The following is a 12,367-nucleotide window of genomic DNA, read 5'->3' on the forward strand; positions in this document are numbered from 1 at the left end:
TGCCCCGAATCGGGCTTCGGCCCGGCGGCCACCACGAAAATGCGTGGCGCGAATAGAATGGGAACATCATGGCGCTCAGCATTACGTATCCCGAAGCCCTTCCCGTTTCAGCCCGCCGCGAGGACATCCTCGCCGCGGTCCGCGAAAACCAGGTCGTGGTAATCGCCGGCGAAACCGGTTCGGGCAAGACCACCCAGCTTCCCAAGATGCTCATCGAGCTCGGCCTGGCCGAGAAGGGCATGATCGGGCACACCCAGCCGCGCCGCCTGGCCGCGCGCACCGTGGCCGAGCGCATCGCCGAGGAAATGGGCACCGAAATCGGCGAGGAAGTCGGCTTCCACGTGCGCTTCACCGGCGAGGTTTCGCGCAAGACCAAGCTGAAGGTGATGACCGACGGCATCCTGCTAGCCGAGATCAAGCGCGACAAGCTGCTCAAGAAATACTCGGCGATCATCATCGACGAGGCCCACGAGCGCAGCCTGAACATCGATTTCCTGCTGGGCTACCTCAAGCAGATCATGCCCAAGCGCCCCGAGCTGAAGATCATCATCACCTCCGCCACCATCGACCCGCAGCGCTTCGCCGAGCACTTCGGCAAGCCGCTGCCCGGCGGCGGCGTCGAGCCTGCCCCGATCCTGGAGGTTTCCGGGCGCACCTTCCCCGTCGAATTGCGCTACCGCCCGCTGCAGGCCGAGCTCGATGTCGACGCGGACGAGGCCGCGGAGAACACGCTGGAGGAAGAACGCGACCCACTGGATGCGGTCACCGACGCGGTCAAGGAACTGAGCGGCGAAGCGCCCGGGGACATCCTGATCTTCTTCTCCGGCGAGCGCGAAATCCGCGACGCGGCCGAAGCCTTGCGCGCCATGGTCACCGCCAATAAGCGCCTGCCGCGCTATGAGGTGCTCCCGCTGTTCGCCCGGCTGTCGCTGGCCGAGCAGCACCGGGTCTTCCACCCCGGTGGCGCCCCGCGCATCATCCTGGCCACCAACGTCGCCGAGACCTCGCTGACGGTGCCGGGCATCAAGTACGTGATCGATACCGGCACCGCCCGCATTTCGCGCTACTCGCACCGCACCAAGGTGCAGCGCCTGCCCATCGAGCGCGTCTCCCAGGCCAGCGCCAACCAGCGTTCGGGACGTTGCGGCCGCGTGTCGGAGGGCATCGCCATCCGCTTGTACTCGGAGCCCGACTACGAGGCGCGTCCCGAATTCACCGACCCGGAAATCCTGCGCACCAACCTGGCCAGCGTGATCCTGCAGATGATCTCCATGGGCGTGGTCGCTTCGGCCGCCGAGGTTGCCAGCTTCCCGTTCGTCCAGCCGCCCGAAGCCAAGGCCATCACCGATGGCGTGAACCTGCTGCGCGAGCTCGGTGCGCTGGAGCAGGACAAGGCCGCGAAGCTGACCGAAACCGGCAGGGCGCTGGCGGTGCTGCCGCTGGATGTGCGCCTGGGCCGGATGATCGTCGAGTCCGCACAGCGCGGGGTCGCCAAGGAAGTGATGGTGCTGGCTGCCGGGCTGAGCATCCAGGACCCGCGCGAGCGTCCCAGCGAGGAGACCGGGCAGCGTGATCGTGCGGTGGAGCTGCATAAGCGCTTCGCCGATGACAAGTCCGACTTCATTGCATTGCTGAATTTGTGGGCCTACCTGCAGGAGCAGCAGAAGGACCTGTCCTCCTCCGCTTTCCGCCGGCTGTGCAAGAACGAGTTCATCAACTACCTGCGCGTGCGCGAGTGGCAGGACCTGTTCACCCAGCTGCGCCAGCTGGCCAAGCCGCTGGGCATCACCATGGCGGCCGCCCCGATCGACCCGGCGGCCAATGAGGACCAGGTGCACAAGTCGCTGCTGTCGGGCCTGCTGGGGCACATCGGGCTCTACGATGAGCGCAAGCGCGACTACCTGGGCGCGCGCGGCACCCGTTTTGCGATCTTCCCCGGCTCGGGCCTGTTCAAGAAGTCCCCGACCTGGGTGATGTCCGCCGAGCTGGTGGAAACCTCGCGGCTGTGGGCCCGCACCAACGCGGCCATCTCCCCCGAATGGGTGGAAGAGCTGGCTCCGCACCTGCTCAAGCGCACCCACTCCGAGCCGCACTGGTCCAAGCGCACCGGTTCGGTCATGGGCTACGAGAAGGTCACGCTTTTCGGCCTGCCGATCATCCCGCGCCGCCAGTTCCACTACTGGCGGGTGGATAAGGACCTGGCTCGCGAGCTGTTCATCCGCCACGCGCTGGTGGAGGGCGATTGGCGCACCCACCATAAGTTCTTCGCCAAGAACCGGGCGCTGCTCGAAGAAGTCGAAGAGCTCGAAACCCGCATGCGCCGCCATGACCTCCGCATTTCCGATGAAGACCTGTTCGCCTTCTACGATGCCCGGGTGGGCGCCGAGGTCTACTCGGAGCGCCACTTCGACCGCTGGTGGAAGAAGGCCCGCGCCACCGATCCCTCGCTGCTGGACTTCGACCCCGAGGCGCTGCTGGCCGAGTCCGATGCGGTTGACGAGGCCGCGTTCCCCACCACCTGGCAGCTGGGCAGCATCCACTTGCCGCTGTCCTACGAGTACAACCCGGCGGCCGCCCCAGGAGAAGGCGATGGCGTGTCGCTCACGGTCCCGGTGGTGTTCTTGAACCAGCTGGATCCCGCGCGCTTCGCCTGGCTGATTCCGGGGTTGCGCCACGAGCTGCTCACCGCGCTGATCCGTTCGATGCCCAAGGCCATCCGCAAGAACTTCGTGCCCGCCCCGGATGTGGCGGCCAAGGCGCTGGCCATGCTGGAGGCGGACTTCGATCCGGCGGCCGATGACCTGGCCGATTCCCTGGCGCTGGTGCTGCGCCGGCTGCGCGGCATGGTCGTCGAGCCTTCGGTGTTCGATTTCTCCACGCTGCCCGCGCACCTGCGCTTCGGCTTCACCGTCACCGATGCTTCGGGGAAGGCGCTGGGCAGCGGCGATGACCTGGCCGCCTTGCAGTACAAGTTCGCCGCGGCCAACCGCGCCGCGCTGGCCAGCGGGGTCAACTCCCCCGGTGTCGCCACCGGCATGCCGGGGGTGCCTGGCAGGCCTGCGGCCGCGTCGAAGGCGCAGTCCAAGAAGAAGGGCGCCGCGGCCACCGCAGCGGCGGCCACCGGCGCCTGGGACCAGAAGTCGCTGGATCATTGGCCGCAGCTGGAATCATCAGGCGAAACCCTGGGCGATACGCTGCCTGCCAAGGTCACCACCACGGTGATGGGCCAGCAGATCACCGCCTATCCGGGGCTGATGGACACCGGCGAAAAGGTCGACCTGAGTGTTTTCCGCACCCAGGCCGAGCGCGATGCGGCGCACCGCACCGGTGTCATCCGGTTGCTGATGCTGCGCTTGCCGCCTGCCGGGAAGTTCGTGATTTCGCACCTGAAGAACGCTGAGAAGCTGGTGTTCACGCAGAACCCGCACGGGTCCATCGAGAAGCTGATTGCCGATTGCACCATGGCCGCGGTAGACCAGCTGGTGCCCGAGAAGCTGCCGATGAACCGCGCCGAATTCGAGGCGCTGTTCGAGACGGTGCGCGCCGAGCAGATCGACACGGTCTTCACGATTACCGCGATCGTGGCGAAGGTCTTCGGCTCCTCGACCCGGATCAACAAGGATCTGAAGAGCACCAACTCCCTGGCGATGTTCGCGGCAGTCACCGATATCCGCTCCCAGCTCGAGCAGCTGATCTATCCGGGCTTCATCGCGGCCACCGGGGCAGCGAACCTGATGCGCCTGCCGCGCTATGTGCAGGGCATCGAGATGCGCTTGGAGAAGCTGCGCGCAGGTGCGGTCACCCGTGATTCCCAGGCCCTGGTCGTGATCCAGAAGCTGGAAGACGAATACGATACCGCCCTGGATCGGGTTCCGCCCGGAGCCCGGGTGCCGGCGGACTTGGCCCAGGTGAAGTGGATGCTGGAGGAAATGCGCATTTCGCTGTTCGCCCAAGAGCTGGGCACCGCCTATTCGGTCAGCGAAAAGCGCATCCGCAAGGCGATCAAGGATTCGCTGGCGCAGCTATAGCGGCCAGCTGAGGATCCCAACGTAGACGGCGGTACCGCCCAGCACGCTGAGCACCGCATTGGACTTGAGCAGGTGCAGCACCACGGTGGCCGCCAGGGCGGTGGCCACCGGCCACGCCACGGCCGGATCCGCAATGCCGGCAGGCACCGTGGAAGCAACCAGCACCACCATGATTCCCAAGGGCATGCGCAGCGCCAGGTAGTTGATGAACGCGTTGCTGCGCAATTTGGCGATGAAGGCGAAGGGCAAGGCACGCAGCCCGAAGGTCACTGCGGTGCTCAACGCGATGGCCGAGGAGAGGTAGAGGCTATCGGGCATCGGCTGCTTCTCCCGCCTGCTGCCCGCCGGCCTGCTGAGCGGTGCCGGTGCGCCGTCGCAGCAGGTAGGCCGCCGCAAGTCCGGCCAGGAAAATCGCCATGGCTACCACCATCATGCTCTGCGGTGCGATCCAGCTGGCCGCCACGGCGCTGATCAGCGCCAGCATGGACAGCGGCACACTGCGGTAGGCCTTGAACGCTTCGATCGCCAGCACGGCAAACAATGCGGTCACCGCAAATTCCAGACCCCTGATGGATTCGGGGATCATTGCGCCCAGCAGCGATCCGCCCAGCACGCTGGTGGTCCAGCTTGCATGGAACAGGCTCTGGATGGCCAGGATCCGCGTCGAGGAATAGTCCTTCCGCTCGGCCTGCAGGGTCAGCGCATAGGCCTCATCGGTCAGCGCAAACATGCTGTAGAACTTCGCCCCCTGGCCCTTGACCCGGTGCAGCGGGAAAGAGATCGCATAGAATACGTGGCGGAAATTGACTACCAGCGTGGTCAGGGCGATATGGGACAGCGGCGCCACGGCGGCAAGCAGCCCGATCAAGAGGAATTCCAGGGAACCGGCGAACACCAGCCCGGCAAGCAAGGGAGCTGACCACCAGGGCAATCCCGAGCGCACCAGCAGCACGCCCAGGGCCAGGCCCAATGGCATGACCGCCAGACTGGCGGGAAGCACATTTTTCGCGCCCAGCCTGATCTGCTGCCATCGGCCCTCGTCGGACAAAGGCCGGGAACCTTTCATTGCCAGTTTTTCGCTCATGAAGCAATATTAGGAAATTCCAAGCCAAATATGGTTGCCAATTCTAGCCAACCGACGGGTTGGATCGGCAATAATAGATGCATGGATGATCTTGACCGCGCAATTATTGCCGAACTGGAAAATGACGGCCGCATCAGCAACCTCGAGCTCTCGCGCAGGGTGGGCCTGACCCCCGCTCCCTGCCTGCGCCGCGTCCAGCGCCTGGAGGCCGAGGGAATCATCCATGGCTACAAGGCGATCGTCAATCCCAAGGCCTATGGCAGGGGCTTCGAGGTTACCGTGGCCATTGACGTCGAAATGAACAACGAGCACAGCCTCGACGAATTCGAGAAGGCGGTGGACACCGTTGCCGGCGTTACCGAAATACGCCGCCTCTACGGCCAGCCCGACTACTTCCTGCGCATCCAGGTGGCCGATGCCGAGGCCTACGACCGGGACCTGATTCCCAAGCTGACCGCGCTGCCGGCGGTCCGCCGCGTCACCTCCCACATGACCATGCGCCGGGTGAAGGGCTAGGGCACTGCGGGCGTGGCGATCACCTGCACGTCATCTTCGTAGATGATGGTGCCCGGAGCACTGCTTTCCAGCTTCTCCCAGCCGATCCGGTGCGCGTCGAGCAACCGCAAATACGGCTCGACGCGCTCCAGCAGGTGCTGCGCGCTGCCCTTGAACCACGCCACGGCCCCGGGGTTGATCGCATGATCGTAGATTGCCCGATGGGTGCGGCTCGGGTTCGGATAGGCAGCGTCGTACCAGTCGTTGCCCGCACGCCAGATGGCGTGTTCGGCGGCGCTCAGCTTCCCGCCGTGGCCCAGGGAATTGGCCAGCGCGAAAATCCCCAGGTGCACGCCGCGGTGATTGGGCTCGGTGCCCTGGTAGCGGATGAATTGCACCGGCTAGACCCTATGAGTAAGAGGTTTTTTCGCCAGGCCTCTTGCGGATCAGGGCCTCACGGTGCAGATTCGTGGATCATCCCCGAGAACGGCTCGGGGATGCCGACATGCAGCGGAGGCCCTGATGTTTACCCAGCGTACTGCGATCGGACTGGATGTGCACGCACGATCCATCCGCGCAACAGCCCTCGACACCCGCACGGGTGAAGTCCTCGAAGCGAAACTCCCCGGCGGGAACGAAGCCGTCACGACATGGATCAACGGGATCGCTGCCGACCACGGACCCGTCGCGGTCGCCTACGAAGCCGGTCCTACCGGATTCAGCCTCGCACGCACCCTCGCGGGCATGCACTACCCGGTGACCGTCGCGGCCCCGTCGAAGCTCCTGCGCCCTTCCGGGGACAAGGTCAAAACCGATGCCCGCGATGCCCTGCTGCTGGCACGACTGATCAAAGTCGATGAACTCGTGGCAGTGCGCGTGCCGACGCTCGCCGAGGAATCCGCCAGAGACCTCGTCCGAGCACGCGAGGACGCCAGAGTTGAGCTGATGATGTGCAGGCATCGGCTCTCGAAGCTCCTGCTGCGCCATAGCTTCATCTATGACGGCAGTACGTGCTGGGGCTCCAGGCATGAGGCATGGCTGCGGCGTATCAGGAAGAACGAGCTCGCGAGCCTTGGCACCGGAACGTTAGCGGCCTTCGACGCTGCCTTCGATGCGGCCACTTTCGGTCTTGCCCGGCGTGACCGGCTCGATGAGCAGATCAGCAAGATGGCTGCCGAATCCCAGTTCACTGCCGTGACCAACAGGCTGTGCTGCCTGCGTGGCATCAACACCCTGACCGGGTTCGCTCTCGCAGTCGAGCTCGGTGACTGGGATCGATTCACCGGCCGCACCATTGCGTCCTATCTTGGCCTGGTGCCCAGCGAATATTCCTCGGGGACCAGCAGGTCCTTGGGCGGGATCACGAAGACCGGGAACACCCATGCCCGCCGGCTGCTCGTCGAGGCTGCATGGCATCACAAACCGCGGTACCAGCCGGGGAAAACCATGACCGACCGGTGGGCCAAGGCATCGGCCCAGGCAGCGGCACGGGGCGATGCCGGGAATCGGCGCCTGAACCAGCGGTGGAATACCCTGGCCAGCCACAAGAAGAAGCACACCGTCGCGTGCACCGCGATTGCCCGTGAACTTGCCGGTTGGTGCTGGTCATTGGCCGTGATGGACGAATAATTCTGCAAGACTCGCCTCTCATATCATGCCAAGTGGAGCATGCAGCGTGAAGAGCGCATCAGCGGAAGGCCTATGAGCAGCATCCCAAGAGGTGCCACGCTCGATCCTAGACAAGCTGGTTGCTCTCGCCGAAACAGGGTCATGCGGTAACCAACCCGCGTATGTCAGACTGACCACGCGTCACCAAGACACGCCGCACCACCGGGTCGATCAGGGAGGTGAAAAGCACCCGCTCGGCAATCCAGCCGAGCGGGTGCTAACCCATGCCTACTTGACAATTACGGGCACATATCAGGCCTCGGGCACGAATTCCCCGTGGCCATCTTCGCGCAGGCCCGCGCGAAGCGCTTGCGCGTTCTTGTCCATGGCCACCGGATCCGGGTTATCGGCCGCATTGGACAGGTCGAAGTCCGCCAGCGAGTTGGTCGGCCAGACATGCACATGCAGGTGCGGCACCTCGAATCCGGCGATCATCAGGCCCGCGCGCTGCGCGGAAAACACGCGCTTCTGGGTGCGCCCGATCTTGGCCGCGACCAGGGTCAGGTGCGCAACCAGCTCGTCGGAGGCATCGGTGAACTCGTCGACTTCCTCGCGCGGAACCACCAGTGCGTGCCCGTCGGAGAGCGGCCCGATGGACAAGAACGCCACGCAGGTTTCGTCCTCCCACACGAAGCGGCCCGGGATCTGCCCGTTGATGATCTTGGTGAACAGCGTACTCATTGCTGCCTTTCTTGCTCGATGGCTGAATTCTAGTGGCGGTGCTTCTCGTCGCTCGTAGCGACCGGCGCATCCGGGTAGGAGCAGTATTCGGACCAGCTGCCGGGGAAGAGCCCCAGCGGGATCCCGGCACTTGCCGCGGCCAATACCTGGTGCGCCGCGGTGATCCCCGAACCGCAGTAGGCGGCCGACCCCGGCCTGTGGGCACCCAGCGTCACGAAGCTGGAATGCAGCACCTCCGGCGCCCGGAAACGCATCTGCGCGTCGAGGTTGTCGGTGGTGGGACGGTTCAGCGCACCGGGAATATGCCCGGCCACCGGGTCGATGGGTTCCTCGATGCCCAGGTAGCGCGCGGTGGCCCGCGAGTCGATCAGGGTGCCGGGCAAGGTGTCCAGCTCCTCGTACTCCACCACCGGCATCCGGCCCCACGACAGCGAAACGCTGCCCTTGGCGGCCTGCTCGTAGCCCAGCGCCAGCTCTCCGCCGGCGTCCGTCCAGGCCCCGAGCCCGCCGTCGAGCACCTGCACGCGGTCGAATCCGGCATGGCGCAGCAGCCACCAGGCCCGGGCCGCGGCGAGGGCTCCGGAGTTGTCGTACGCCACCACGTGGCTCTGGGCGTTGATGCCCCAGCCGCGCGCGGCCTGCTCGAAGTCCGCCGGCAAAGGCAGCGGGTGGCGGCCGGTATGCTCGCCCGGCGCACCGGAAAGCTCTTTTTCCAGGTCAGCGAACACCGCGCCGGGGATATGCCCGGCAGCGTAGCTCTGCGCCCCGTCGTCGCGGCCCAGGACCCACCGCACATCGAGCAGCACCGGCTGGCCCCCGGCGTCCAGGATTTCGCGAAGCTGCGCGGCGCTTATCAAGGGGTTCATTCGTTGGTGCCTCCCAGCAACTCGTCGAGATGATGTTCGATTCCAGGTTCCAAGCGCACATAGCTGCATCCTGCCCGCTGGGCGATCGCGCCGAGCTGGCGATCGAAAAGCCCCAGTCCGTCGGCGTTGAGCAGCCCGTCGTGGATCGGCATCCAGCACTTCGCATCCACGGCCACCGCGAAGTCGGCAGCCTCGGCCATCTTGCCCCACGGGGCCATCACCGGCAGCAGCAGCACATCCGGCTGCGCCCCCACCGGCACCTGGTAGCTGTCGCCCGGGTGGAAGACCTCCAGCTGGCCTACCGCGCGGTCCCCCAGGAGGTAGCCCACGTTGGCAACCACTGCAATGGAATGGTGGATGGTGGCGTGGGTGCCTCCGAAAGTCCGTACGCGAATGCCGCCGACAATGAAGTCGGCCCCGGCTCGCACCGTCACCACCTGGGATTGGGCCGCTGGTGGCAGCTGGTCGCGCATCGCCTGCGCCAGCGCGGCCGGCGCGTAGAGCTCCAGGATGGAATTCGCCTCCAGCGCGGCGGCAATGGCCGGCTGGTCGGCATGGTCAGCATGCTCATGGGTGACCAGCACGGCATTGATGCCGTCGAACGCGTCGTCAAGCTGCGAAAATCCGCCCGGATCCAGCAAGACCTTGCCGTCGATCGTGCTCGCTTCCAAGCAGGAATGGCCCCTAAGTTTGATGCGCATATCCTTAGCGTAGGCTCAGCGCCCCGCCCATGCCAGAGCCAGACACGCATTGCAACGCAAAGTTGGCTAAAATTGAGGGAAACCGCAGGTGATTGGCCCAGTTCGCTGGCTCATCGCCGGTCCGCAACAAACTCAAGGAATGGTGCACGTCGATGTCCCAGCCAGAAACCCGGGTCACCAAGCAGCGCCTGGCCGTCACCGAGGCACTGGGCGAGGTCGATGATTTCGCCACCGCCCAGCAGCTGCATCGTTGGCTGCAGGATTCGGAGAAAAAGGTTTCGCTGGCCACCGTGTACCGCCTGCTGCAGTCCATGGCCGACGATGGCCTGGTCGATGTGCTGCGCAGCGGAGATGGAGAAGCCCGCTTCCGCCAGTGCGTCACCGAGGTCCACCACCATCATCTGGTCTGCCGCGTTTGCTCCAAAACCGTCGAGGTACTTGCCCCTTCCGTCGAGCGCTGGGCCGCTCGGGTTGCCGCGGAGCACGACTTCTCCGATCCCGAGCACACCGTGGAAATCTACGGCCTCTGCGCCGACTGCCGTGCCAAAGCCAAGGCTGGCGCCCCCGCTGCCTCGTAGCCCTTTCCGCTGCCTGGACCTGGGTCCAGCGGACTGTTCGGCGCCCCAAGAATTCGGTAATCCACAGCTGAATCATTCGAAGACATATTCGAGCAATGGGCGTATACTAGTACTATGTTCGAAGCAAAGGCGCAAGGAAACAGCCTAGCCCGCCCAGCAGATCAGCCGGATTTCGAATCCCACCTGATCCAGCTGCAGAACGACCTGTCATGGTTCCATGACCACGGCGGCAAGGCCGCGTGCGCCCGGGTTATCGAGTCCGTCGAAGGACTGGTCTCATCCTTGCGCTATCAGCAAGCCGGCCTGGCTCACCAGTTGGAGAAGGAAGTCCTGCGCGAGAATGAAGAGCGCGGCACCAACATCGATGACCAGGTCCGCGGAGCGGCCAGCCGCGTTGCCATCGCCCGCAAGCAGACTCAACGCGGTTCCAGGAACTACCTGGCCAATTGCCGCATCCTCTTCGAGGACACCCCGAATATCGCTGCCGCATTCTCCCGTGGTGAATTCACCGAAGCGCAGATCAACGCAATGCTCACCCCGCTGCAGGAAGTCCGGCCATTGCGCCGCACCGAGTTCGATGCGATCTACGGGCAGAATCCAGACATGTTCGAATCCATGGGCCCCAAGCGCATCAAGGAAACGGTCACCAGCTTCACGATCAAGTACGCATCGGACCGGGAAGACAAGAAGCTGAAGGAAGCCAACCAGCAACGCTACGTTCGCTTCCGCACCGATCGGGAAGCAGGGTGCGTCTTCCTCCAGGCCCGTCTGCCTATCGTTGGCGGAACCGGATTGCAGATGACGCTGCGAAACCAGTCATGCAGGATCAAGCGCAAGGGCGATGCCCGCACCCGCACCCAGATCCAGGCCGATCTGCTGGCCCGCTACATGTTCTTCGATGAAAACAATGAGCAGAAGATCAACGTCCAGCTCGGACTGGTCATGACCGATAGAGCGCTGTTCATGGGTGATCGCGAACCGGCCTACTTGGAAGGCTACGGCTTCATCCCCGCGCAGACTGCGCGGGAACTCATTGGCGGCCACCAGATTCCCAACGAGCTGACCTTCGCGGAAATGGAAGCCGAACTCGCCCCCGAGAATATTGAGCGGATCGAAGTGATGACGGAGATAACTCGTCTCTACACCGCTCCCGGGGACCAGGAACTAATCGCGATGGATTCCAAAGCCCGGATCTTCCCGGATAAGCTCAAGAGGTTCATCGGGATTCGCGATCGGCATTGCCGAACGCCCTTCTGCGACGGGCTGGTCGAAGAAACAGACCACGTGCTCCAGTATGCACGTGGCGGCAAGACGACCGTGGCCAATGCCTCGGGCCGTTGCGCGACCTGCAACAAGGCAAAGCAGGCCGACGGCTGGTACGAGTACACCGCTTTCCGCGATCGGCACTCGATGATGATCTGTCCGGGCTCGGCGATGTCCTATCGATCCACTGCGCCACCGGCAACTGGATTCATGCACAAGCCATTCCCGCAACTAATGCGCGACTCGAAATGGTTCGCTGATTTCAAGGAACGGCTCACCAGGCCCGACGGACCAGGAACTACTGAAACCTAGGCAACGGCGCGCGTTCTGCCGCGCGGCCCCTCCCTATTCTGCAATTTACCGCACGAGGGCCAGCCCCGGACCCGTCAGGCCCACAGCGTGCTTGCCTCGGCCTGAAACCAGCATCAGCAGTTCAAGGCGCGGTCCTGCGATCTGCGGGCCGATGCCCAGCCGGAAGTCTTCGTCTTCGCTGCACAGCTGGACCCTGCTCGCTAATTCCTTGGCACCCCCGACACCCTGCGGGGTCGCTGCCTGGTATTTGATTGCTGGCTCCAGGGATTCTGCAGGATAGGCCCGTTTCAGGCCCACGGCACGACGGATGTCTTCCCCATGGGCGATTTCCTCCACCAACCTGCTGGCAAGCGGAATCGGTGGAGTGGCCCGCAAAGCCGCGACCTCGACGAGCCTGCGCAATGTCCCATCGGGAGTCGCGGCCTTCTCGGCGGCCACGCCATTGTCGTTCTGGCGGTCCAAGCTGAATCCGGCCTTGGCCATCCCGGCAAGCAGGCGGAAGAAAGTCGCACGCGCGTTATCTGCCAAATGAGCAGCCACGTCATGGACGCTCCACCCATCGCACAGGGAGGGAACTTCCCACTGATCCGGATCCAAAGTTCCCAGATCGTCGATCAGGGCCAGGCGTTCGGCATGCACCAATGGCCAGATCTCACTGGCTGGAATTTTGCTCATGCTCCAGCTTGGAGGT

Annotated in this window: 12 protein-coding genes; 5 read left to right on the forward strand and 7 right to left on the reverse strand. The window is 64.4% G+C overall.

Going from position 1 to position 12,367, the window contains the following annotated elements:
- Positions 1 to 68: 68 nt before the first annotated feature.
- Entirely contained in the window at positions 69 to 4,028 is a 3,960-nt protein-coding gene (hrpA, locus tag ACP3TE_RS00930; protein WP_426734879.1) for an ATP-dependent RNA helicase HrpA, read from the forward strand.
- Here hrpA and ACP3TE_RS00935 read toward each other — a convergent pair.
- Positions 4,023 to 4,346 carry a branched-chain amino acid transporter permease gene (locus ACP3TE_RS00935; RefSeq protein WP_426734881.1) on the reverse strand — a complete coding sequence of 108 codons (324 nt, stop codon included), beginning with the start codon at positions 4,344 to 4,346 and terminating at the stop codon, positions 4,023 to 4,025. The two genes, hrpA and ACP3TE_RS00935, sit on opposite strands and share 6 nt — an antisense overlap.
- Positions 4,336 to 5,112, reverse strand: coding sequence for an AzlC family ABC transporter permease (locus ACP3TE_RS00940; protein ID WP_426734883.1), 777 nt, complete (start codon positions 5,110 to 5,112; stop codon positions 4,336 to 4,338). Before ACP3TE_RS00940 ends, ACP3TE_RS00935 begins: the two co-directional genes overlap by 11 nt.
- An 81-nt stretch (positions 5,113 to 5,193) precedes the next feature.
- Here ACP3TE_RS00940 and ACP3TE_RS00945 point away from each other — a divergent pair, with 81 nt between their 5' ends.
- Positions 5,194 to 5,628: an Lrp/AsnC family transcriptional regulator gene (locus ACP3TE_RS00945; protein ID WP_105658391.1), complete on the forward strand. Its 435-nt coding sequence runs from the start codon at positions 5,194 to 5,196 to the stop codon at positions 5,626 to 5,628.
- On the opposite strand, the gene ACP3TE_RS00950 is transcribed toward ACP3TE_RS00945, so the two are convergent.
- Positions 5,625 to 6,005, reverse strand: coding sequence for a hypothetical protein (locus tag ACP3TE_RS00950; RefSeq protein WP_105662574.1), 381 nt, complete (start codon positions 6,003 to 6,005; stop codon positions 5,625 to 5,627). The genes ACP3TE_RS00945 and ACP3TE_RS00950 overlap by 4 nt on opposite strands.
- 124 nt (positions 6,006 to 6,129) lie before the next feature.
- On the opposite strand from ACP3TE_RS00950, the gene ACP3TE_RS00955 reads away from it, so the two are divergent.
- Positions 6,130 to 7,236: an IS110 family transposase gene (locus tag ACP3TE_RS00955; RefSeq protein WP_426734885.1), complete on the forward strand. Its 1,107-nt coding sequence runs from the start codon at positions 6,130 to 6,132 to the stop codon at positions 7,234 to 7,236.
- 291 nt (positions 7,237 to 7,527) lie between these two features.
- Here the strand turns inward: ACP3TE_RS00955 and ACP3TE_RS00960 are convergent, their stop codons facing one another.
- The 3 genes from ACP3TE_RS00960 to ACP3TE_RS00970 are packed head-to-tail and all read right to left on the reverse strand — an operon-like array spanning position 7,528 to position 9,523.
- Positions 7,528 to 7,956, reverse strand: a complete 429-nt coding sequence (locus ACP3TE_RS00960) for an HIT family protein (protein ID WP_426734887.1) — start codon at positions 7,954 to 7,956, stop codon at positions 7,528 to 7,530.
- Positions 7,957 to 7,985: 29 nt separating this feature from the next.
- Positions 7,986 to 8,822, reverse strand: coding sequence for a sulfurtransferase (locus tag ACP3TE_RS00965; RefSeq protein WP_105658388.1), 837 nt, complete (start codon positions 8,820 to 8,822; stop codon positions 7,986 to 7,988).
- On the reverse strand, positions 8,819 to 9,523 hold the full coding sequence (locus ACP3TE_RS00970) for an MBL fold metallo-hydrolase (RefSeq protein WP_133834478.1): 705 nt from the start codon (positions 9,521 to 9,523) through the stop codon (positions 8,819 to 8,821). Before ACP3TE_RS00970 ends, ACP3TE_RS00965 begins: the two co-directional genes overlap by 4 nt.
- 152 nt (positions 9,524 to 9,675) lie before the next feature.
- Here ACP3TE_RS00970 and ACP3TE_RS00975 point away from each other — a divergent pair, with 152 nt between their 5' ends.
- Positions 9,676 to 10,101, forward strand: coding sequence for a Fur family transcriptional regulator (locus tag ACP3TE_RS00975; RefSeq protein ID WP_105658386.1), 426 nt, complete (start codon positions 9,676 to 9,678; stop codon positions 10,099 to 10,101).
- Between the two features lie 114 nt (positions 10,102 to 10,215).
- Positions 10,216 to 11,676 carry an HNH endonuclease gene (locus ACP3TE_RS00980; protein ID WP_133834479.1) on the forward strand — a complete coding sequence of 487 codons (1,461 nt, stop codon included), beginning with the start codon at positions 10,216 to 10,218 and terminating at the stop codon, positions 11,674 to 11,676.
- A 45-nt stretch (positions 11,677 to 11,721) separates the two neighbouring features.
- On the opposite strand, the gene ACP3TE_RS00985 is transcribed toward ACP3TE_RS00980, so the two are convergent.
- Entirely contained in the window at positions 11,722 to 12,351 is a 630-nt protein-coding gene (locus ACP3TE_RS00985) for a maleylpyruvate isomerase family mycothiol-dependent enzyme (RefSeq protein ID WP_426734891.1), read from the reverse strand.
- Between the last annotated feature and the right edge of the window lie 16 nt (positions 12,352 to 12,367).

It is taken from the genome of Glutamicibacter sp. 2E12 (assembly GCF_050030965.1).
Classification (GTDB): Bacteria; Actinomycetota; Actinomycetes; order Actinomycetales; family Micrococcaceae; genus Glutamicibacter.